Raw genomic sequence first — 22,621 nt, forward strand, 5'->3', positions numbered from 1 at the left:
AGCGCGACCGCCCGCACCTGCGCCCGGAAGCCGCCGCGGGGAGGACGCCCGCCCGAGCAGCCCCGCGGCCCGCACCTGCGCCCGCCAGCCACTACCGGAAGGGCGCCACCCACCACTCCCCGCAGCTACGCCCAGACACCCGCCCCACACACCCGCCAATCCACCCCCCAGCCCCCCAGCCACCCCTCAGCTCGCCGGAGCCTTTGCTCGCAGGACCTTGAGGAACTCTCGCATCCAGGCCGGATGGTCCGGCCAGGCGCGGGACGAGATCAGGGTGCCGTCGACCACCGCTTCGGTGTCCTCGAAGTGTGCTCCGGCGGCCTGCATGTCCAGTTCCAGGGCCGGGTACGCCGTCACCCGGCGGCCGCGGAGGCCGTCGATCGCGGCGGTGAGCAGGGGGCCGTGGCAGATCTGGGCGACGGGCTTGTCCGCGTCGAAGAAGGCCTTGAGGATCTTGCGCAGCTCGGGGTCGTTGCGCAGGTATTCGGGGGCCCGGCCGCCGGGGATGACGATGGCCGCGTACTGACCGGGATCGACTTCGGAGAAGGCGAGGTCGGCGGGGAAGGTGTAGCCGGGTTTCTCGGTGTAGGTGTCGTAGCCGGGCTCGAAGTCGTGGACGACGAAGCGGAGCGTCTTGCGGGTGGGGGCCGCGATGTCGACCTCGTAGCCTTCCTCGCGCAGGCGCTGGTAGGGATAGAGGACTTCCAGGGACTCCGCTGCGTCGCCGGTGATGATGAGGATCTTCGCGGGCATGTCGGTTCCTCCCGGGCGGCACGGTCCCCTCCACGGGGGACGGGCACTGTTGTGGGCAAACGTGCCGTCCAGAGGCACGCTTGCCAAGAGGGCCCGTCGCTTTCAGGGTGCCGCCCGGGTCGTCCACGCGCGACCCGATGCACCCAGGACACCCCAGGAGACCCCAGGACACCCCCGGGAAACCCAGGACACGCGACCGATGTGGCCGGATCCGCATCCGTGTGTGGCCGAATACGGCACTCGCCTCCGACCTGCCGCTGTGCAGAACGTCAAACTTCACCCCTCGGTTTTGTACACATACGGCTCATGACGGGCCCCGGGTGAGGAGCGATAGCCTTGTGGCGTGATCAGCGCGATATCCCGCGGGGGCGATCCTGCTCCTGCCCTGCGCCCGGGTTGCACGGAACACCTCCGTGACCGGGCGGCGGTCGCTGGTCTTCGCGGGCGGGACGGGGGCGCCGAAGCCCCCAGGACGCCGATGACGGCCCGGGAAGCGGCGGTGCCGACAGCACCGTCACATCTGACGGGCGTGCCAACAATGGCCGAATACCCCCCGTTCATCTCACCTCGCGGCATAGCGTCGGATCGGACCGGACATCCCGGGCCGTGGCGTCGAGCCGGAGGGGAAGAGACCGTTTTTCCTTCTACGTCACGCAACGGCGCGCGACAGGAGCCAGAGGACAATGCAGACCAAGCTGGACGAAGCCAAGGCCGAGCTGCTCGAACGGGCCGCCCGGGTAGCTGAGAACAGCCCGGTCGGGGGGCACCTACCGACCGGGACGACAGGCGAGGGCACGGCCGGCGCTCCCGACACCGAGTCCGTGCTCGCGTTCCTCCAGCGCTACTACCTGCACACCGCCCCGGAAGACCTCTCGGACCGCGATCCGGTCGACGTCTTCGGTGCCGCGGTCTCGCACTACCGCCTTGCCGAGAACCGCCCCCAGGGCACCGCGAACGTCCGGGTGCACACCCCGACCGTGGAGGAGAACGGGTGGACCTGCAGCCACACCGTCGTGGAGGTCGTCACCGACGACATGCCGTTCCTCGTCGACTCGGTCACCAATGAGCTGACCCGGCAGGGGCGTGGCATCCACGTCGTCATCCACCCGCAGATCGTCGTGCGGCGCGACCTCACCGGCAAGCTCATCGAGGTCCTGCCCACCGCGCCCACCGGCGACCTCCCGCACGACGCGCACGTCGAGTCCTGGATCCACGTCGAGACCGACCGTGAGACCGACCGCGCCGATCTGAAGCAGATCACCGCCGACCTGCTGCGCGTCCTGTCCGACGTCCGCGAGGCCGTCGAGGACTGGGAGAAGATGCGGGACGCGGCGATCCGGCTCGCCGACGGCCTGGAGAGCGAGCCCAGGCCCGGCGACCTGCCCGCGCCCGAGGTCGAGGAGGCCCGCGAGCTGCTGCGCTGGCTGGCCGCCGACCACTTCACCTTCCTCGGATTCCGCGAGTACGAGCTGCGCGACGACGACACGCTGGCCGCCGTCCCCGGCACCGGCCTCGGCATACTGCGCTCCGACCCGCACCACGCCGAGGACGACCAGCACCCGGTCAGCCCCTCCTTCGAGCGGCTGCCGGCCGACGCCCGCGCCAAGGCCCGCGAGCACAAGCAGCTGGTGCTGACCAAGGCCAACAGCCGGGCCACCGTGCACCGGCCGTCGTACCTGGACTACATCGGCGTCAAGAAGTTCGACACGGACGGCAACGTCGTCGGCGAGCGCCGCTTCCTCGGCCTGTTCTCCTCCGCCGCCTACACCGAGTCCGTCCGCCGGGTCCCGGTCATCCGGCGCAAGGTCGACGAGGTCCTGCACCGCGCCGGCTTCTCGCCCGAGAGCCACGACGGCCGCGACCTGCTCCAGATCCTGGAGACCTACCCGCGCGACGAGCTGTTCCAGACCCCCGTCGCCGAGTTGCAGGCCATCGCGACGAGTGTCCTGTACCTGCAGGAGCGCCGCCGGCTGCGGCTGTACCTGCGCCAGGACGAGTACGGCCGCTACTACTCGGCCCTCGTCTACCTCCCGCGTGACCGCTACACCACCGGCGTCCGGCTGCGGATCATCGACATCCTGAAGGAGGAGCTCGGCGGCATCAGCGTCGACTTCACCGCCTGGAACACCGAGTCGATCCTGTCCCGGCTGCACTTCGTCGTCCGCGTCCCGCCGGGCACCGAGCTGCCCGAGCTGTCGGACGCCGACAAGGACCGTATCGAGGCCCGCCTGGTCGAGGCCGCCCGCTCCTGGGCGGACGGATTCGCCGAGGCGCTGAACGCCGAGTGCGGCGAGGAGCGCGCGGCCGAGCTGCTGCGCCGCTACTACGGTGGCAACTCCTTCCCCGAGGGCTACAAGGCCGACCACACCCCGCGCGCGGCGGTCGCCGACCTGGTCCACCTGGAGCGGCTCACCGAGGAGAAGGGCAACGACTTCTCGCTCAGCCTGTACGAGCCGGTGGGCGCCGCCCCCGGCGAGCGCCGCTTCAAGATCTACCGCAAGGGCGACGCGGTCTCCCTGTCCGCCGTGCTGCCGGTCCTCAACCGGCTCGGCGTCGAGGTCGTCGACGAGCGGCCGTACGAGCTGCGCTGCGCGGACCGCACCGTCGCGTGGATCTACGACTTCGGCCTGCGCATGCCCAAGGCGCTGGGCGGCGGCAACGGCGACTACCTCGGCGACGACGGCCGTGAGCGGTTCCAGGAGGCGTTCGCCGCGACCTGGACCGGCCAGGCGGAGAACGACGGCTTCAACGCCCTCGTGCTGAGCGCCGGGCTGAACTGGCGGCAGGCGACGGTGCTGCGCGCGTACGCCAAGTACCTGCGGCAGGCCGGCTCCACCTTCAGCCAGGACTACATGGAGGACACCCTCCGCAACAACGTCCACACCACCCGGCTCCTCGTCTCCCTGTTCGAGGCGCGGATGTCCCCGGACCGGCAGAAGGCCGGCCTGGAGATCACCGACGCCCTGCTGGAGGAGCTGGACGCGGCCCTGGACCAGGTGGCGAGCCTGGACGAGGACCGCATCCTGCGCTCCTTCCTGACCGTCATCAAGGCGACCCTGCGCACGAACTTCTTCCAGGAGGCGCTCGGCGGCAAGCCGCACGCCTACGTGTCCATGAAGTTCGACCCGCAGGCCATCCCGGACCTGCCCGCGCCGCGCCCGGCGTACGAGATCTGGGTGTACTCGCCGCGCGTCGAGGGCGTGCACCTGCGCTTCGGCAAGGTCGCCCGCGGCGGCCTGCGCTGGTCGGACCGCCGTGAGGACTTCCGTACCGAGATCCTCGGCCTGGTCAAGGCGCAGATGGTGAAGAACACCGTCATCGTGCCGGTCGGCGCCAAGGGCGGCTTCGTCGCCAAGCAGCTGCCGGACCCGAGCGTGGACCGGGACGCGTGGCTGGCCGAGGGCATCGCCAGCTACAAGACGTTCATCTCGGCGCTGCTCGACATCACCGACAACATGGTGGGCGGCGAGGTCGTGCCGCCGCAGGACGTGGTGCGGCACGACGGCGACGACACCTACCTGGTGGTCGCCGCCGACAAGGGCACGGCGACGTTCTCCGACATCGCCAACGGGGTGGCCGAGAAGTACAACTTCTGGCTCGGTGACGCCTTCGCCTCCGGCGGCTCGGCCGGCTACGACCACAAGGGCATGGGCATCACCGCGCGCGGCGCCTGGGAGTCCGTGAAGCGGCACTTCCGCGAGCTGGGCGTGGACACGCAGACCGAGGACTTCACGGTCGTCGGCATCGGTGACATGTCCGGTGACGTGTTCGGCAACGGCATGCTGCTCTCCGAGCACATCCGCCTGGTCGCCGCCTTCGACCACCGGCACATCTTCATCGACCCGACCCCGGACGCGGCCACCTCCTACGCCGAGCGCCGCCGCCTGTTCGAGCTGCCCCGCTCCAGCTGGGAGGACTACAACACCGAGCTGCTGTCGGCGGGCGGCGGGATCTTCCCGCGCAGCGCCAAGGCGATCCCGCTCAACCACCACATCCGTGAGGCCCTGGGCATCGAGGACAAGATCTCCAAGATGACCCCGGCCGACCTGATGAAGACGATCCTCCAGGCCCCGGTGGACCTGCTGTGGAACGGCGGCATCGGCACGTACGTGAAGTCGTCGGCGGAGTCCAACGCCGATGTCGGCGACAAGGCCAACGACGCCATCCGCGTCGACGGCCGCGACCTGCGCGTCAAGGTCGTCGGCGAGGGCGGAAACCTGGGCCTGACCCAGCTCGGCCGCATCGAGTTCGCGCTGCACGGCGGCCGGATCAACACCGACGCGATCGACAACAGCGCCGGCGTGGACACCTCCGACCACGAGGTGAACATCAAGATCCTGCTCAACGGCCTCGTCGCGGACGGCGACATGACCGTCAAGCAGCGCAACAAGCTGCTCGCCGAGATGACCGACGAGGTCGGCGCACTGGTGCTGCGCAACAACTACGCGCAGAACACGGCACTCGCCAACGCCCTCGCCCAGTCCAAGGACATGCTGCACGCGCAGCAGCGGTTCATCCGCCACATGGTCCGCGAGGGCCACCTGGACCGGGCGCTGGAGTTCCTGCCCGCGGACCGCCAGATCCGGGAGCGCGTCGGCCAGGGCCAGGGCCTGACCGGCCCCGAGACGGCCGTGCTGCTGGCGTACACGAAGATCACGGTCGCGGATGAGCTGCTGCACACCTCGCTGCCGGACGACCCGTACCTGCGCACCCTGCTGCACGCCTACTTCCCGACGGCGCTGCGCGAGCGGTTCGCGGACGCCGTCGACAGCCACCCGCTGCGCCGCGAGATCACCACGACGGTGCTGGTCAACGACACGGTCAACACGGGCGGTACGACGTATCTGCACCGGCTGCGCGAGGAGACGGGTGCCTCGCTCGAGGAGATCGTCCGCGCTCAGACCGCGGCCCGCGCGATCTTCCGCTCGGCCCCGGTGTGGGACGCGGTCGAGGAGCTGGACAACAAGGTCGACGCGGCCGTCCAGACCCGGATCCGGCTGCACTCGCGCCGCCTGGTCGAGCGCGGCACGCGCTGGCTGCTGAACAACCGGCCGCAGCCGCTGCAGCTCGCGGAGACCGTCGAGTTCTTCGGCGAGCGGGTCGAGCGGGTCTGGCAGGAGCTGCCCAAGCTGCTGCGCGGCGCGGACCTCGAGTGGTACCAGCACGTGTACGACGAGCTGTCCGCGGCCGGGGTCCCGGACGAACTGGCCACCCGCGTGGCCGGGTTCTCCTCCGCCTTCCCGACGCTGGACATCGTCTCGGTGGCCGACCGCGTGGGCAAGGAGCCGCTGGACGTCGCCGAGGTCTACTACGACCTCGCCGACCGGCTCAGCATCACGCAGCTGATGGACCGCATCCTCGAGCTGCCCCGCGCCGACCGCTGGCAGTCGATGGCCCGCGCCTCCATCCGCGAGGACCTGTACGCGGCCCACTCGGCCCTCACGGCGGACGTCCTCGCGGCCGGCAACGGCTCCGCGAGCCCGGAGCAGCGCTACCAGGCCTGGGAGCAGAAGAACTCGGCGATCCTGAGCCGGGCGCGCTCCACGCTGGAGGAGATCCGCGGTTCGGAATCCTTCGACCTCGCCAACCTGTCGGTGGCGATGCGCACGATGCGGACGCTGCTGCGCTCGCACTCGTAGCCGTACGGCGATGAGGGCGCCCCGGGCCGGTGACGGCCCGGGGCGCCCTCTTTCTTGCACGCGACTTGCCGATGGCTTGCCCATGTTTTGGGAAAACTGTGCGGTGAATTTACCGTTTCCTGCTTATCGGTGCGTTTCGGATAGGGTCGGGGTTGTGACAGTGAACCTCACCGAGACCCGGCTGGCGGCACCTGCGCCGGTGCAGGCCCGGCCGGATGAGCGCCTCGCCGCCGCCTAGCGCCGCGAGCCTGCGACGGTCGCTGCCGCAGGCTGCCGCCGCGCTGGTGCTGGCCCTTCTGTTGCTGGTGATCGTCCGCCTGCCGTGGGCGGGCGATCTCGGCATGCACGCGGCGACCGTGCAGCGGCTGCGGCACAGTCTGCTGCACCCCGGGAACCCGCTGGTCGACGCCGACACGCCGAGCCCGTACTACTCGCCGTGGATGCTGCTGCTGGGCGGCATCGCCAGGATCACCAGCCTGTCGGTGTTCGACGTGCTGCGGATCGGTGCGCTGGTCGGGCTCGGGCTGCTGGTCACCGGGGTGTGGCGGTACGTCCGCACGCTCAGCACCCATCGCGCCGCACCCGCGCTGGCGCTCCTGTGCCTGGTCTTCCTGTGGGGTCCGCTGCTGTTCAACTGGAGCGGCTTCCTCGGCCTCAACTCGCTCGCGCTGACGGTGTCGTACCCGAGTGTGTTCGCCCTCGGGCTCTCCTTCCACTTCTGGGCCTGGCTCACCCGGGCGCTGCGTGCCGAGACCGGCTGGGGCGTGTGGCTGGGCCTGGGTCTGCTGTGGGGGCTGATTCTGCTGTGCCATCAGTTCACGGGCGTGGTGGCGTCCCTCGGCGCGCTGGCCATGGTGATCGCCGCGCGGCCGGGCCGTGAGGTACTGCTGCGGCTCGGCGCGGCGCTCGCCCTGGGCGTGGTGCTGCTGTGGCTGTGGCCGTACTACGACTTCTTCGCGCTCTTCTCCGCGGGCGCGGATCTCGAGGCGATCCACCGGCCGTTGTACGACGACCTGGCCGAGCGGTTCGGACTGGTCCTGCTGGGAGTCGTCGCCCTGGGCCTGCGCCTGCGGCGGGACCGCTGGGACCCTCTGGTCCTCTTCTTCCTCCTCGGTGCGCTGATGTTCGCCGCGGGCGGGCTGACCGGCCACTACTCGTGGGGCCGGACCCTGCCGGCGGTGCTGATCCCGGCGCAGCTCGCCGCCGCCCTCGAAGTCGTGTCGGCGGGGCGGCGGGCCGTGCGGGTGGGATGGGCGTGTGTGCTCGGCGCTGCGCTGGCCGTGGGGGCGTGGACGCAGGTGGGGACGCTCGGGTACGTGGTCGATCGGGACGCGCTGCCGAGCGCGGTCGCGGCCAGGTACCGGACGCCGTGGGTGGGATATCAGTGGATCACGCCCTGGGTGAAGTACGGGGACGTGGTCATGGCGCGGACGAACGCGTCCCGGCAGATTCCCGCCTACGGGCCGTACACCGTGGCTCCCGGCTATCCCGATGTGTTCCTGCCGGACGAGGCGGGGCGGGAGGCGGCGGTGCGGCGGTATTTCGCGGCCGACACGTCGGCCGAGGGGCGGCGGGCCGTCCTGCGGGAGTACGGGGTGCGGTGGGTCGTGGGCGGCAGGTCGTCCGCGGAGCCGTGGCTTCGGCAGGTGGCGACGGGACCGGGTGGGCAGGTCCTCTACCAGGTGCTGCGCTGAGGGATACCCGGTGCGGGTGCGGGTGCGGGTGCGGGTGCGGGCCGGGGGCGGATTGCGCTCACCGGCGCCGGCCGGGTGCCTCCCCCCACCCCGGCCGGCATCGGCCCGGCTCTCTACCTCAGCACGCTCGCCACCAGCCGCACCGCGCTCCGGACCTTCGGGCGGGCCAGCTTCCGTACCGCCGGGCGGATCAGTCGGGCCGTCACGCCGGTCGGCTGCCAACGGATCTGCAGGCGGCCGGGGTTGCTGCCCTCCGGTTCGACGGTGACGTGGTGGGGGGCTGTGCCGGAACGGTAGGCGATGGCGGCCGTGACGGGCGGGAAGTCCAGCGGGGCCAGGAGGAGGCCCGAGTGGGCCAGGCCCTGTTGCTCCAGGCGCAGGACCGGGTGGCGGATGCCGTCGAAGCCCTGGACGGGGACGGGTGCCGTGGACAGGTCCAGGCGGACCCGGCCCTCGAAGACGCCCGGTCGGACCGGGTCCAGGCGGAACGGGACCGTCAGACGACGGCGGCCGGGCGCCAGCAGGAGCGCGGCGCGCTGGGGGCCGACGGGGAGCCGGAGGCCGGGGTCGTAGGTGCGGACGGCGAGGGTGAGGGAGGCGCCGGGGCCCGGGGTCAGCTCGGTGATCTCGTGGCGGAAGTGCGCGCTGGGGAAGGGACGGGTGTCCAACTCCAGGTCGGAGAGGTCGAGTTCGCGACGGGACCGGTCGGTGGTGGGGACGGTGTCGCCCCAGTACATGGCGCCGGACGGGTCGGTCGTCACGTGCCGTGGCGCCACCCCGTGGCCCAGGCCGCGCGCCGCAATCCGGAGGTCGGACAGGCGGCCGTCGCGCAGGAGCTGCAGGAGCACCCGCTCGGGGCGCGGCAGGCGGTCGTACGCGCCCGGGGAGAGCGTCTCCAGGTACGGGTTCATGATCTCGGCGAAGGCTTCCAGCCACTCGTCGTCCCGGTAGGGCAGGTCGCCCGCGTACATCCGGAAGTCGTGCTTGAGGAACTTGTAGTCCTTGTCCTCCTGCAGTGCCGCATGGCCGCTCTCCACCAGGAAGTCGTCGATCAGGCGCTGGACGTGGACCCGGTCGCGGACGTTCGTGACCTTGTGCCGCTGGTTGGAGATGGACGCCGAGGCCGCGGCCGCGTACGGGTCGATGTACCAGACGTACACCGGGTCCGGGATGATCGTGAACGCCTTCGCCAGGCAGTACGCCTGCGCCGAGAACAGCTGGTCCTCGTAGTGGATGCCCTCGGGAAAGCGGAGTTGGTGCCGGTCCAGGAAGGACCGCGCGTACATCTTGCTCGTGGACAGGTGCTCGAACAGCAGGCTCGGGTCCGCCTCGATGCCGTCGAGGGTGCGGTGCTCGGCGACCAGGTGCGGCATCCAGGTCGAGCGGCGCCCGTTGTCCACCCGGACCCGGCGGACCGCACCCATCGTGAAGTCCACCTCCCGCTCGCGGTGCGCGGCCAGCAGCAACTCGACGGCGTTCGGTGGGAGTTCGTCGTCGCTGTCGAGGAACATCAGGTACGGCGCCCGGGCGATCTCGATGGCCCGGTTGCGCGGCGCGCTGCACCCACCGCTGTTCTCCGGCAGCCGGAGGTAACGGATGCGGTGGTCCTCGGCGGCCAACTGCCGGGCCACCGCAGGGGTGTCGTCGGTCGAGTGGTCGTCACTGATGACGATCTCGATGTTGGCGTGCGTCTGGGCGCGCAGGGAGGCGACCGCCCTCGGCAGACGGGCCGCGTCGTTGTAGACGATGACGGTGACCGTGACGTCGGGGGTCGTCATGCCGTGGCCTCCTCGGGGGTCGGGGCGGGGGTGCGTTCGTCGAGCGGGATCACCGGCGGCAGCGCCTCCTCTGGTTCGCCGAGGAAGACGCGTCGTACGACGCGCTCGGCGGCGCGCCCGTCGTCGTACTCGCAGAACCGGCGCCGGAAGGCGGCCCGCGCCTTCGCGGCGCTCTCGTCGCGCCAGGCGCCCGAGGTGAAGATCTCCGTGAGCTCCTCCTGGGTGCGGGCGACCTGGCCGGGCGCCTCGGCCATCAGGTCGAAGTAGACGCCCCGGGTGGTCCGGTACGTCTCCCAGTCGTCGGCGTGGACCACGATCGGGCGGTCCAGGTTGGCGTAGTCGAACATGATCGACGAGTAGTCCGTGACCAGTGCGTCGGCGGCCAGGCACAGCTCCTCGACGGGGTCGTAGGAGGAGACGTCGATGAGCCGGCCGGAGCGGCGCAGGCCGGTCAGCGGGGAGGCCGCGCCGCCGTAGAAGTAGTGGGCGCGGACCAGCAGGACGGTGTCCTCGCCGAGGCGGTCGGCCAGCGCGGCGAGGTCGAGGCGGGGGGTGAAGCCGGCCTCGTAGTCGCGGTGGGTGGGGGCGTAGAGGACGGCGGTCTTGCCGGGTGCGATGCCCAGGCGCTCGCGGGCCGCGCGGACGTCCGCGGCCGTGGCGGTGTAGAAGACGTCGTTGCGCGGATAGCCGTGGTCCAGGGAGGTGTAGCGGGCCGGGTAGGCGCGCTCCCACATGCGGGTGGAGTGGCTGTTGGCGCTGACGCTGTAGTCCCACTTGTCGATACGGGCCAGCAGCGCGGCGAAGTCCAGGCCCTTGGCGGCGGCCGGGTGCTCCATCTGGTCCAGGCCCATGCGCTTGAGCGGGGTGCCGTGGTGGGTCTGGAGGTGGATGGCGTCGGGGCGTTTGACCACCGCGTTGGGGAAGTTGACGTTGTTCGTCAGGTACTTGGCCGTCGCCAGCGTCTCCCAGTAGCGGCGGGTGCCGGGGATCACATGGTCCGTGCCGGGCGGCAGGAGGGCCGCGTTGTCCTTGCTGACCACCCACACTCGGTGGATGTGCGGGGCGAGTTCGGCGAGCTTCGCGGCGATCGCGGCCGGGTTGCAGGCGACCCCGCGCTCCCAATAGGCCGCGAACACGGCCAGGTTCGGGTCGACCGGGCTGCTGAGCGCCCTGCGGTACTGCTGGTCGCGGAGCTTCGCGCCCGCTTGGCGCTTACGGGTCCGTACGGCCTTCCGGGCGGCGCGTCGGGCGCGGTTGGCGGTCTGGAAGGCGCGGTACTTGGTGTAGGCGCCCTCTTCGAGCAGGGCGTGCCGGACGCCTTCGAGGCCGGCCGGGCGCTGATGGCCCTCGGGGCGCCAGCGGACCGTGGCCAGGGAGGCGCGGCGGAAGAACTCGCGTGCCACGGGGTCGGGCAGGTTCTCGCCGGCGAAGGTGCGCACCAGGTCGCGGACCATCAGGTCGTACAGGACCGAGCGGGCTGCACGGCGGTCCCGGGTGAGGGGGAGCAGCGACTCGTAGCGGTCGATGAGCGCGAACCGGTCCTCGGGGGCGAGGGGCGGCAGGCTCTCGGGGCGCAGCACGCGGTTCTCGTACGCCGCCTGGTTCAGACAGGCGACGCGGCCGGCGTGCAGCAGGGCCGCGCGGGCGGCGTACGGCTCGTCGTCGGTGGTGAGTTGCTCCTCGTGCGCGTGCCAGAACGCGGCGCGCAGGACGCGGGTGCCGAGCAGCGGGGTGAGGCGCAGCAGCTCGGGGGCGTCGTCGAGGGCGAGGTCGGCGCGGCCGGCGGCGGCGAGGAGGCGGCCGTCGCGGGAGGGGGTGGCGGCGGTCTGCCAGGTGGTGGTGACGTGGCCGAGGAGGAGCGCATCGACCGGGGCGCCCGGGGCGCCGGTGGCGTCCAGTTCGGCGGTCCGCTCGGCGATCAGCCGGGACGCCCCGGCGGGCAGGCCGTCCTTGGCCTGCACGAAGTGCAGCCAGCGGCCGGACGCCCGCGCGGCCCCCGCCGCCCGGGCCGCCGCGTCACCGGTGCCGTCGGGCAGGGGCACGACGACCGTGTCGGGGGCGTGGCCCTCGGCGGTCTCCCGCGCCCACGCGCCGACCGCGGCGACGATCACCTCGACGTCCGGGAGCGGGCGGGCCTCCAGCGAGTCGAGCAGTTCGGTCAGATGCCCCTGGGCGTTGGGCCCGTAGACGATGACGCTCAGTTGGGGCATCGCAAGGTACTCCTTCGTCTCGTCGTCTCAGGGAAGCACCCTTCATAACATACTGTCACTAGACGGATGAAAGGGATAACCACGCCTGAGGGCAATGCTCAGGAAGGAAGAGGCACTTTCGGCGTTTCCGGTTTCGTCGTCTCCGGTTTTGCCGTCTGTTGCTTCGGAGTCTCCTTCTTGGGCGAGGGCTTCTTCGCCGTCTTGTCGCCGGTGAAGGCCTCGTACTCCTTCAGGACGTCCTCGGTCGGCCCGTCCATGCGCAGTTCACCGCGTTCCAGCCACAGCACCCGCTCGCAGGTGTCGCGGATCGACTTGTTGTTGTGGCTGACCAGGAAGACCGTCCCCGCGTGCCCGCGCAGCTCGCGGATCCGCTCCTCGGAGCGCTTCTGGAAGGAGCGGTCGCCGGTGGCCAGGGCCTCGTCGATCAGCAGGACGTCGTGGTCCTTGGCGGCGGCGATGGAGAAGCGCAGGCGGGCGGCCATGCCGGAGGAGTACGTCCGCATGGGCAGCGTGATGAAGTCGCCCTTCTCGTTGATCCCGGAGAAGTCGACGATGTCCTGGTAGCGCTCCTTGATCTGCTCCCGGGACATGCCCATGGCGAGGCCGCCGAGGAAGACGTTGCGTTCGCCGGTGAGGTCGTTCATCAGGGCCGCGTTGACGCCCAGCAGGGAGGGCTGGCCGTCGGTGTAGATGTGGCCGCTCTCCACCGGGAGCAGGCCGGCGACCGCCTTCAGCAGGGTCGACTTCCCGGAACCGTTCGTCCCGATGAGCCCGATCGCCTCGCCCTTGTAGGCGACGAACGACACCTTCTTCACCGCGTGCACCTTGCGCACGCCGGCCGCCTTCTCGGCCTGCTTGCGGCGCAGCATGCGGTTGAGGGCGGCGGTGGCGGTGCCGCGGCCCGCGCCGGTGCCGTTGACCCGGTAGACGATGTCGACGTTGTCGGCGACGACGGTGGGGATCTTCTCGTTCACGGTGTCAGCCACGGCCGTACGTCTCCTCAGCCTTCCAGAAGTAGATGAAGCCGCCGACGCCGGCGAGCAGGGCCCAGCCGGTCGCCGCGGCCCACACGTGCGGGGGCAGCGACTTGGCGTGGAAGCTGTCGATCAGCGCGTACCGCATCAGGTCGATGTAGACCGCGGCCGGGTTGATCTGCAGCAGGAGGGTGACGATGTGCGGCAGCTTCTCGCCCTTGGTGATCTTGTCGATGCTCCACATCACGCCGGACACGTACATCCACGTCCGCAGCACGAACGGCATCAGCTGCGCGATGTCCGGGGTCTTGGCGCCCATGCGCGCCATGATCATCGACACGCCGGCGTTGAAGGTGAACTGCAGGACGAGCACGGGGGCCGCGAGCACCCAGGAGGCGGCGACGGGGATGCCGAAGCAGAGCAGGATGACGATCAGCGCGGCCATCGAGAACATCAGCTGCTGGAGCTGCTGGAGCGCGAAGGAGATCGGCAGGGCGGCGCGCGGGAAGTGCAGGGCGCGGACCAGGCCGAGGTTGCCGGAGATCGCGCGGGTGCCCGCCATGATCGAGCTCTGCGTGAACGTCCAGATGAACACGCCCGTGACCAGGAACGGCACGTAGTCGGGCACGTTGTGCTTGGTGCCGAGCAGCACGCCGAAGATGAAGTAGTAGACGGCCGCGTTGAGCAGCGGGGTCATGACCTGCCAGACCTGGCCGAGCTTCGCCTGGCTGTACTGGGCGGTGAGCTTGGCGGTGGCGAAGGCGGTGATGAAGTGGCGCCGGGCCCACAGCTGGCGGACGTACTCCGACAGGGAGGGGCGGGCGCCGCTGACCGACAGGCCGTGCCGGGCGGCCAGGGTCGCGAGGTCGTCGTCGGTGTGGACCTGGGTGGGGGGCGGTGTGTGGAGGACCTGGCTCACATCCGCTGCTTTCGCTCGGGGGAGGGGGGTTGTCCGGCTGCCGCCGGGCCAGAGCGGGCCCCGTTCGTAGTCCGGCGTTTCCTTACGCTTCTCTTCACGTTCTCTTACGTCGGGACGGGACCGTATCGTCGCAACGTGAGCGTAGAACCATCGACCGTCGGAACGCAACCGTTTCGTCGTAACGCCCCTATGCTGGTTCGCATGACGACCAAAGCCGACGAGCCTGCGCCGCGTCCGCGCCGGCGGACCCCCGCCGGGGCCGCCGTGCTGCGGGAAGATGTGACCGAGGCCATCCGTGCGGCGGTCTTCGAGGAACTCGCGGCCGTCGGCTACGCCCGGATGTCCATCGAGGGCATCGCGCGCCGGGCGGGGGTCGGCAAGACGGCCGTGTACCGGCGCTGGCGCTCCAAGCTGCACCTGGTGCTGGACGTGGTGTCGGCGATGGCGGTCCTGGGCCTTCCGGTCCCCGACACGGGCTCCCTGGAGGGAGATCTGCGACTGCTGTACGAGGTGACCTCGCGGGCGCTACGGCATCCGGTCGCCTCGCAGATCATCCCCGACCTCCAGGCGGAGGCGGCCCGCAATCCCGAGATCGCCGAGGCGATGCAGAAGGCTCTGCGGGACGGTCAGGAGGGCGTGGCCAGCAAGATCGTGGCGGCGGCGGAGCAGCGGGGTGAGGTGCGGGCCGGCCTCGACGCCGACCTGGCCCTCGACCTGATCTCCGGCCCCCTGTACTGGCGCTCGATGGTCATCCGCTCCCCAAAGCTCCCGAAGGGCTACCTCGAAAAGCTGGCCCGGGCCACGGCGGGGGCGCTCAAGGCGCTGTGAGGGTGGCTGGGCGGGGGCGCTTGCCCGCGCTGAGAGGGTGCCGCTGCCTGCCTGCCCGTTACGCCAACCGCCGGGCGAGATCGACCAGTTCCTCTGCCCGCAGTACCCGGCCCTCGAACCCCGGGAGCGGTACGTGCAGAGCCTCGGTCCAGCGTTCCGGTATCGCCGCGGCCCCGTACACCGCCCCCGCCAATGCCCCGGTCACCGCCGCCACCGTGTCCGTGTCGCCGCCGAGGTCGACCGCCGCGCGGACCGCCTCCTCGTAGCAGGTCGTGGTGCGCAGAGCCCAGACCGCCGAGCCGAGGCAGGGCCAGACCGCGCCGTTGAACTCCGTGGCCAGGTCCGGATGCCAGTCGGGGGAGAGGACCGTCGCATACCGGGCCCGGTGGTCGGGGTGGAGCGCCGTCAGGGTGGCCGGTACGGCGGTGAGCGGGTCCGCGCCGGTCAGGGCGACCCGGATGAGTTCGTGCAGGACGGCCGTGCCCTCCCAGGCTGCAGGGTCGCCGTGGGTGAGGGCGGAGAGCCGGCGGGCGGCAGCCATGGTGGCTGGGCGGCCGTAGCGGGCGAAGTGGATCGCCGAGGGGGCCGCCCGCATCAGTGCCCCGTTTCCGGCCGCCCGTTGGCTGACCTGAAAGTGCCGAGCGGCAGCCGTGTCCCATGGATCGCCGCTGGTCAGTACCGCTTCCGTCTGGAGGCCGATGTCCTTCGGGTCGGCCGCCGCCCAGCGCTGGAAGCGGCGGAACACGTCCGGGAGGTCCAGTCCGCCCCGCTCCAGCAGCGACTCGGCCGTCAGCACGGCCAGCTGCGTGTCGTCGGTCGCCTCGCCCGGCTCCCAGCCGCCGCCCCCGCACATCTCACCGCCGTGTCCCGGGCGCGGGAAGCGGGCCGAGAAGGCGCCTTCGGGACCGAACCCGAAGGGCGCCCCCAGGGCGTCGCCCACGGCTGAGCCCAGCACCGTGCCGGCGGCGCGTTGCGTGGGGGAGGGGGCGGGCATGTCGGGAGCCTACGACCGTGGTGCCTCCGGGTGCAGGCGTACCCAGCCCTCCCAGGCCGAGGTGATCATGTCCTGGACGTCGTACTTGGCCTGCCAGCCCAGTTCCTTGGCGATGCGGTCGGCGGAGGCCACGACGCGGGCGGGGTCGCCGGGGCGGCGCGGGGTGACCGTCGGAGGGCGGTCGTAGCCGGTCACCGCGTTGATCTGGTCGATCATCTCGCGGACCGAAACACCCTCCCCGCGGCCGATGTTGAGGGTCAGGTCGCGGCCCGGTGCGGAGCGCAGCGCGCGGGCGACCGCCACATGGGCCTCGGCCAGGTCGACCACGTGGATGTAGTCGCGGACACAGGTCCCGTCGGGGGTCGGGTAGTCGTCGCCGAAGATGCGCGGCGCCGCGCCCTCGGTGAGCTTCTCGAACACCATGGGGACGAGGTTGAAGACGCCCGTGTCGGCCAGGGCGGGGGTGGCCGCGCCGGCCACGTTGAAGTAGCGGAGCGACGCGGTGGCGAGGCCCGTGGCCCGGCCCGTCGCGCGGACCAGCCACTCGCCCGCCAGCTTGGTCTCGCCGTAGGGGGACAGGGGGCGACAGGGGGTCTCCTCCGTGACCAGGTCCACGTTCGGCATGCCGTATACGGCGGCCGAGGAGGAGAAGACGAAGGACGGGATGTCCGCCTGTGTCACCGCCTCCAGCAGGACGCGCAGGCCCTCCACGTTCTCCCGGTAGTAGTGCAGCGGGAGGTCCACGGACTCGCCCACCTGCTTCTTGGCCGCCAGGTGCACGACCCCGGTCACCTCGTGCTCGGCGAGGGTGCGCGCCACCTTCTCGCCGTCCAGGGTCGAGCCCCGCACCAGCGGGACGTCGTCCGGGACGCGCTCGGCCACGCCGGTGGACAGGTCGTCGTAGACCACGGTCCGCTCGCCCGCCTGCGTCATCGCGCGGACGACGTGCGCCCCGATGTATCCGGCGCCGCCGGTGATCAGCCAGGTCATGGTGTACGGACGTCCCCTCGTCAGTGGTCTTTCGGCGGCCGGTGGATCCCGGTTCCGCGGCTCTCGGCTCTGGAACTCTCGACCGGCCGCTCTGAGTTCCCTCGGCTCTCAGTGAAGCAGGGCTCTCAGTGAAACAGGGGCTCTCAGCGAAGCAGACGGCGGAGCCGGCCGCGGACCACCGTCATGACTCCGTGTATCCCGGTCGCCACCCGAAGTGCCAGCGCGCCGGAGTGGGTGGCGTACGGCTGCACCAGCAGTACGCCGTGCCGGGCGCTCGGGACGGCGTGCCGGCGCAGCCGGCCGGCGCCCGCGAGGGCGTGTGCCGTGACGTGCCGGGATGTGCCGTCCGCGAAGCGCACGGTCAGGCGCAGGTCCCAGGTGCCCGCGCCGAGCGCGGCCAGGTCGACGGCCACCTCGGCCGACCAGCTGTCCGCGCCGGAGGGCGTGAACGGGGTCGTCGCGCGCTGCGCCGTGCGCCCGTCCTCCCGGGACTGCCACTCCACGTCCACCTCCTGCGGCCCGGCCTCGGCGACCCGCCCGTACAGCTCGTGCAGCCGAAGGCGCAGACGTGCGGCACGCGCGCGTGGGTGCAGTTCCGCGTCCACCGCGAGCGGCAGCACCCGCGTGGGACGGGTCAGGAAGGGGGCAAGGTCGACCTGGGGGAGGTCGGAGGACCAGACGGGCGTGCCGTCGGGGGTGCAGGCGTAGGGCGGGAGCAGCCGGGCCGGGCGCGCGGCCAGCTCCTTCAGGCGCGGCAGGTCGCAGGGCTCGGGGGACTCCAGGACGACCCGCCCGAGCAGCCGGCCGGGCGCAGTGGGGTTCGGCTCCCAGTCGGCGGCGTCGTAGCGCGCGAGGTACTCCTGGGTGTGCGTCCACCACGCGCGCCGGTAGTGCGCATCGCGCAACCCCAGCTCGCGCGCGTACATCCGCACGTCGTGGTCGAGGAACTTCGCCCGCGCAGCGCGCGCCAGCTCCTTCTGCCCGGCGCCCAGCAGGATCTCGTACGCCAGCGCGCACGCCTCTGTGCGCGCCTTCCAGTTGTCTATGCGCTCCCGGTCCAGGGAGAGCGACAACCGCTCGGCGGACCGGCGCACATGCCACACGTACACGCGGTCCGGCACGAGCGCGATGCGCGGCGCGGCGGCGTACACGCGCGCGGTGAAGACGAAGTCCTCGTAGAGGAAGCGCCCTTCGGGGAAACGGATGCCGTGTTCGCGCAGGAAGGAGGTGCGGTACAGCTTGTTGACGCACAGCGTGTCGTGGACCAGACGCGGGCGCTGGGAGGGGCGCGCGAGGACGGTGTGCGCCGTGTAGAGGGTCTCCTGCCACGGCTGTTCACGCCCCGAGGGCAGCTCCCGGCGCACGCACAACCCGCTCGCGACCTCGGCGTCCGCCCCCGTGGCGGCCGCCAGCAGCGCGTCCACCGCGCCGGGCGGCAGCACGTCGTCGCTGTCCAGGAACATCACGTACGGCATCGTCACCGCGTCGATCCCGGTGTTGCGCGGGCTGCCGCAGCCGCCGCTGTTGACGCTCCGCCGCACCACCCGCAGCCGGGGCTCCTCGGCGGCCAGGCGGTCGAGGAGGTCGCCGCTGCCGTCCGTGGAGCAGTCGTCCACGGCGACGACCTCACCGACGGCGGCCCCCTGGCCGAGCGCCGAGCGTACGGCGTCGGCCAGATGGACGGCGTCGTTGTAGCCGATGACGACGACACCGACCTGGGGCGTCGGGTGTGGTTCTCGCGAGTCTGGATGCATGGGGTCCACGGGTCGGAGCGTAGAAATGGCAGGTAATATTCCGTTAAGAGACGCTTATTGCTCGGTTCGGTAGACGATCGGAATCGGGTCGGGGTTGTGTTGCGGGCAGCGGTTTTCCGGCCGGCGGCCGCGCGGAGCGCCACAGCCGGACGAAGGAGAGCACGGCGGCGGCGGCCAGGAGCCCGTTGCGGGCCACCATCAGCAGACAGCCGGTCCAGGTGCCCGCGACCACCTCGCGGTAGTACATCGGGAAGACCACGGAACTCATCGCGCTCGCCGCGAGGATCAGCACGGCCACCGGGCGCTGGCTGGTGTGACGCGAGGTCAGACAGACGGCGGCCAGCCCGATCAGCCAGATCATGTACTGGGGGCTGATGACCCGGCTGGTCACGGTGAACAGCAGTACCGCGGCGAGCGCGGCGTCGTACGGCGTGGCCGGGCTCCAGTGCCGCGCCCGCAGCCGCCACAGCAGCAGCAGCCCGAACGCGGCCCCCGTGAACGCGAGGGAGGCGGTGGCGACCGCGTGCACGTACGGGCCGACCATCTCGATCGCGCCGTACTGATAGCGGGACCGGCCGGACCAGCCGGCGTGCCGCGCCAGGTTGAGCGCCGTGCCGCCGAGCGACTCGATCTGCACGCCCCGGCCGCTCTGCTCCCGGAGGAAGGCCAGCGGATTGTTGAACGAAACGGCGAGGAGCGCGAGACAGGCAGCCCCCGCGGCCGCCGCCCAGCCCCACGCTCTCCGCGTCGCCGACCCCCGGGGCGTCCCCAGCACCACCAGCGCCGGCCACACCTTCACCAGCGCGCCCAGCCCTGCGAAAACGCCGCCCGCGCGCGGGGAGCGCCGCAACGTCAACAGGGAGATGACGGCGACCGCGGTCACCTGGACGTCGTACCGGGCGAGCGGCACATGCAGCAGCAGCGGCAGACCGCAGGTCCACACGACCGCGCCGAACAGGCTCCGCCCGGGGCGCGTCCCCACAAGAACCAGGGCCGCCGCGATCAGCGCGTCCGCGACCAGGGTCAGCGCCACGAACGCCTGAAAGTACGTCAACCACGGCAGCAGACCCGGCGCCAGCAGCACCGCACCCGCGCCGGGCGGGTACTGCCAGGTGCTGTCGTGCGCGGGGAACGCGCCGTGCGACAGGACGCCGTACCAGTGGAAATACAGCCGCCACACCTCGCGCGGCACCGAACCCCCGCCCAGCAGGGGCGAGCTGTCGTGCGTGAGCAGCCATGACATCAGGGCGCGGGTGGCGAGCCATACGGCGGTGAGGGCGAGGACCGGGCCGGGGGTGACACGGAGACGGTTCATCACGTGGGAGCCTAATCTGCGCGGATGGTGTATCCATGCCGATACGCCGTCAATGACCGGCAAAGGTTGGCTAATCGCAAAAGATCGGGCCATGGTGACCATCGGGCCTCGTGTGAAACCGCAGTCGCGCAGGGCGGCTGACACAGCAGCCGTCGCACCGGCCGATGCGCCGCGTGCACCTGGTACAACGACGCACCCGGCACAAGGTGCGCCGAATGCACCCCAAGCGTCCGGCGCGCCGCGCCGCGTCCCGGCGCGCGGCCGGCACGCCCTCGCCGTGTCCGTGCCCGTGCTGGTGATGCTCGCGCTCGGGCTCTGGGGCCTGGACCGCGGTGGGATGTGGCGGGACGAGGCCGTCACCTTCCAGGTCGCGCGCCGCACGGTGCCGCAGATCTGGCGGCTGCTGCACGGCGTGGACGCGGTGCACGGCCTGTACTACCTCCTCATGCACGTCGTCCTCACCGTCCACCCCGGAGAGGTCGTCCTCAGGCTGCCGTCCGTGTGCGCGGCGGCGGCGACCGCGGGTCTGGTGGCCGCGCTCGGTGCGCGGCTGGTGCGGCTGCGCGTCGGGCTGTGGGCCGGGCTGCTGTACGCGGTCACGCCGATAGCCGGTCACTACGCGCAGGAGGGCCGCTCGTACGCGCTCGTCGCTGCCGGGGCCACCGCGGCGACGCTGCTGTTCGTGCGGGCCGTCGACGGGGCTTCCTGGCGGGCGTACGGGGCCGTCCTCGGCCTCACCTGCTGGCTGCACGAGTTCGCGGTCCTGCTGCTGCTCGCCCACGCGGTGTCGCTGGCGCTGGCCCGGGTGGGGGCGCGGGTATGGCGGGGCTGGGCGTGTGCGGCGGGTGCGGTGGGGCTCGGGCTGGTGCCCCTGGTCGTGGTGTCGCGGGCCCAGGCGGCACAGGTGGCCTGGTTGCGGGAGCCGACGCTGGAGACGGCACAGGGCTTGTTGCGGACGTTTCTGGGGCCCACGGACGAGGTCTACTGGGTGTGTCTGGGGCTGGCCTTGGTGGGGCTTGTGGGGTTGGTGGGGCGGCGGGGGGAGCTGACCTGTGCGGGGGTTGCCCTGCCGGTGGTGGTGGTGCCGCCGGTGGTGCTGATGCTGGTGTCTCAGGTTTCGCCGTTGTACGTCGACAGGTATGTGCTGTACGCGCTGGGTGGAGCGCCGTTGCTGGTTGCTGCAGGGGCTGAGCGGGCGGTCGGGGTGCTGGGTCGCCTGCGGGTCGGTGGTCCCCGCAGCTCCCCTCTCCTCTCCCTCACCGGTGTCCTCGCCGTCCTCCTCGCCTTAACCCACCAGCTGCCCCTCCTCCGTCACGACCGCAACCCGGCCCACCGGCCCGACGACCTCGCCGCCGTCTCCCGGGTCGCGGGGCGGGAGGTGCGGGCCGGGGATTCGGTGTTGTTTCTGCCGGCGCAGGCGCGGAATGCGGCGCTGACGTATCCGGGGGCGTTCAGGGGGGTGCGGGATGTGGCGCTGGCGGAGCCGGGGGCCGGGTCGGGGAGCCTGTACGGGCGGGAGGTCGGCGCGGAGGTCCTGCGCCGCCGGCTGGCCCGGCTCGACCGGGTATGGGTCGTCGCCGACCGGGATCTGCTCGCCGGACGCTGGAGGCCGGGCAGCCCCGTCGAACGGGCGAAGCTCGCCGTCCTCGCCCGGCATTTCGTGCCCGGCGAGGAGTCCGTGCAGGGCGATGTGACCGTACGGCTCTACGTTCGCCGGCCCGCCGTCAGCGGCGGTCTTCGGCCTCTTCCAGGGCCGCCGCGTCCAGTGCGGCGGTGAGTCGGTCGAGGCGTTCGCGCAGTTCGCCGATCTCCTCCAGCTCGAAGCCCGTCGCCGTCATGATGCGGCGCGGCACCTCGAGGGCCCGCTCGCGCAGCGCAGTGCCCTCCTCGGTCAGCTTTACCTGCACCGAGCGCTCGTCCTGCGCGCTGCGCTCGCGCCGGACCAGACCGGCCCCCTCCAGCCGCTTGACCAGCGGGGAGAGCGTGCCCGAGTCCAGGCGCAGATGCTCGCCGAGCTTCTTGACCGGCAGGTCGCCCTGCTCCCACAGCACCAGCATCACCAGGTACTGCGGGTAGGTGAGCCCGAGATCCTTGAGGATCACGCGGTAGACGCCGTTGAAGGCGCGGGACGCCGCGTGCAGCGAGAAGCAGATCTGGCGGTCCAGGCGGAGCCAGTCCGCCTCGGGGGCGGGAGTCTGGGTGGCGGTCATGGCTCCAGAGTAGCTCTTGCGAGCCATTTGATTGTGCACAACTGAATTGTGTGCTCTACTTGTGGTCGTGAAGGCGGCCGGACAGGAGCCGCCGGACCGCACATGACTTCGAGAGGGATGGTCTTCATGGACGCGCTCTACACCGCTGTCGCCACCGCCACCCACGGCCGCGACGGTCGTGCCGTCTCCTCCGACGGCAAGATCGACCTCAAGCTGGCCCCGCCGGTCGAGCTCGGCGGCAACGGCGAGGGCACCAACCCCGAGCAGCTCTTCGCCGCCGGTTACGCCGCCTGCTTCGGCAGCGCCCTCGGTCTCGTCGGCCGCCAGGCGAAGGTGGACGTCAGCGACGCCGCCGTGACCGCCGAGGTCGGCATCGGCAAGCAGGGCGAGGGCTTCGGCCTGAAGGTGACGCTGCGCGTCGAGCTGCCCGAGACCGTGGACGAGGCGACCGGCCGCAAGCTGGTCGAGACCGCCCACCAGGTCTGCCCCTACTCCAACGCCACCCGCGGCAACATCGAGGTCGACCTCGTCATCGAGTAAGGCCCCGGCACAGAGGTGATCTG

General features: G+C 71.4%; 15 protein-coding genes. 5 read left to right on the plus strand and 10 right to left on the minus strand.

Features of this window, described 5'->3' with window-relative positions:
* Positions 1-186: 186 nt before the first annotated feature.
* A complete protein-coding gene (locus ACZ5DS_RS28490) occupies positions 187-753 on the minus strand; it encodes a DJ-1/PfpI family protein (RefSeq protein ID WP_468243879.1) in 567 nt (188 codons plus the stop codon).
* A 683-nt stretch (positions 754-1,436) separates the two neighbouring features.
* On the opposite strand from ACZ5DS_RS28490, the gene ACZ5DS_RS28495 reads away from it, so the two are divergent.
* Positions 1,437-6,392 carry an NAD-glutamate dehydrogenase gene (locus ACZ5DS_RS28495; protein ID WP_468243881.1) on the plus strand — a complete coding sequence of 1,652 codons (4,956 nt, stop codon included), beginning with the start codon at positions 1,437-1,439 and terminating at the stop codon, positions 6,390-6,392.
* A 215-nt stretch (positions 6,393-6,607) separates the two neighbouring features.
* Entirely contained in the window at positions 6,608-8,086 is a 1,479-nt protein-coding gene (locus ACZ5DS_RS28500; protein WP_468243883.1) for a hypothetical protein, read from the plus strand.
* A gap of 113 nt (positions 8,087-8,199) precedes the next feature.
* Here ACZ5DS_RS28500 and ACZ5DS_RS28505 read toward each other — a convergent pair whose 3' ends face one another.
* From ACZ5DS_RS28505 to ACZ5DS_RS28520, 4 genes are all read right to left on the minus strand, one after another.
* Positions 8,200-9,864, minus strand: a complete 1,665-nt coding sequence (locus ACZ5DS_RS28505) for a glycosyltransferase family 2 protein (RefSeq protein WP_468243886.1) — start codon at positions 9,862-9,864, stop codon at positions 8,200-8,202.
* Positions 9,861-12,074 carry a CDP-glycerol glycerophosphotransferase family protein gene (locus tag ACZ5DS_RS28510; protein ID WP_468243888.1) on the minus strand — a complete coding sequence of 738 codons (2,214 nt, stop codon included), beginning with the start codon at positions 12,072-12,074 and terminating at the stop codon, positions 9,861-9,863. The genes ACZ5DS_RS28505 and ACZ5DS_RS28510 overlap by 4 nt, the downstream gene beginning before the upstream one ends.
* 98 nt (positions 12,075-12,172) lie before the next feature.
* A complete protein-coding gene (locus ACZ5DS_RS28515) occupies positions 12,173-13,060 on the minus strand; it encodes an ABC transporter ATP-binding protein (RefSeq protein WP_468243891.1) in 888 nt (295 codons plus the stop codon).
* Positions 13,053-13,967: an ABC transporter permease gene (locus ACZ5DS_RS28520; RefSeq protein WP_468243893.1), complete on the minus strand. Its 915-nt coding sequence runs from the start codon at positions 13,965-13,967 to the stop codon at positions 13,053-13,055. The genes ACZ5DS_RS28515 and ACZ5DS_RS28520 overlap by 8 nt, the downstream gene beginning before the upstream one ends.
* A 201-nt stretch (positions 13,968-14,168) precedes the next feature.
* On the opposite strand from ACZ5DS_RS28520, the gene ACZ5DS_RS28525 reads away from it, so the two are divergent.
* Positions 14,169-14,795 (plus strand): TetR/AcrR family transcriptional regulator, encoded by a 627-nt coding sequence (locus tag ACZ5DS_RS28525; protein ID WP_468243896.1) that lies wholly within the window; start codon positions 14,169-14,171, stop codon positions 14,793-14,795.
* Positions 14,796-14,853: 58 nt separating this feature from the next.
* Here the strand turns inward: ACZ5DS_RS28525 and ACZ5DS_RS28530 are convergent, their stop codons facing one another.
* The 4 genes from ACZ5DS_RS28530 to ACZ5DS_RS28545 form a co-directional block, all read right to left on the minus strand.
* Positions 14,854-15,789, minus strand: a complete 936-nt coding sequence (locus ACZ5DS_RS28530; RefSeq protein WP_468243899.1) for an ADP-ribosylglycohydrolase family protein — start codon at positions 15,787-15,789, stop codon at positions 14,854-14,856.
* A 9-nt stretch (positions 15,790-15,798) separates the two neighbouring features.
* Positions 15,799-16,779, minus strand: coding sequence for a UDP-glucose 4-epimerase GalE (galE, locus tag ACZ5DS_RS28535; protein ID WP_468243901.1), 981 nt, complete (start codon positions 16,777-16,779; stop codon positions 15,799-15,801).
* 143 nt (positions 16,780-16,922) lie between these two features.
* Positions 16,923-18,533: a glycosyltransferase family 2 protein gene (locus ACZ5DS_RS28540; protein WP_468243904.1), complete on the minus strand. Its 1,611-nt coding sequence runs from the start codon at positions 18,531-18,533 to the stop codon at positions 16,923-16,925.
* 43 nt (positions 18,534-18,576) lie between these two features.
* Complete coding sequence (locus ACZ5DS_RS28545; protein ID WP_468243907.1) at positions 18,577-19,848, minus strand: glycosyltransferase 87 family protein; 1,272 nt, start codon at positions 19,846-19,848, stop codon at positions 18,577-18,579.
* Between the two features lie 277 nt (positions 19,849-20,125).
* Between ACZ5DS_RS28545 and ACZ5DS_RS28550 the strand changes: the two genes are divergently transcribed.
* The gene (locus ACZ5DS_RS28550; RefSeq protein WP_468243910.1) at positions 20,126-21,625 is read left to right on the plus strand and encodes a glycosyltransferase family 39 protein; all 1,500 of its coding nucleotides are present in this window, start codon (positions 20,126-20,128) and stop codon (positions 21,623-21,625) included.
* Here the strand turns inward: ACZ5DS_RS28550 and ACZ5DS_RS28555 are convergent.
* Positions 21,573-22,058, minus strand: a complete 486-nt coding sequence (locus tag ACZ5DS_RS28555) for a MarR family winged helix-turn-helix transcriptional regulator (protein WP_468243913.1) — start codon at positions 22,056-22,058, stop codon at positions 21,573-21,575. The two genes, ACZ5DS_RS28550 and ACZ5DS_RS28555, sit on opposite strands and share 53 nt — an antisense overlap.
* Positions 22,059-22,184: 126 nt before the next feature.
* On the opposite strand from ACZ5DS_RS28555, the gene ACZ5DS_RS28560 reads away from it, so the two are divergent.
* Positions 22,185-22,598 carry an organic hydroperoxide resistance protein gene (locus ACZ5DS_RS28560; RefSeq protein ID WP_094217855.1) on the plus strand — a complete coding sequence of 138 codons (414 nt, stop codon included), beginning with the start codon at positions 22,185-22,187 and terminating at the stop codon, positions 22,596-22,598.
* Positions 22,599-22,621: the final 23 nt, after the last annotated feature.

This window comes from Streptomyces sp. NPDC031100, assembly GCF_055570785.1.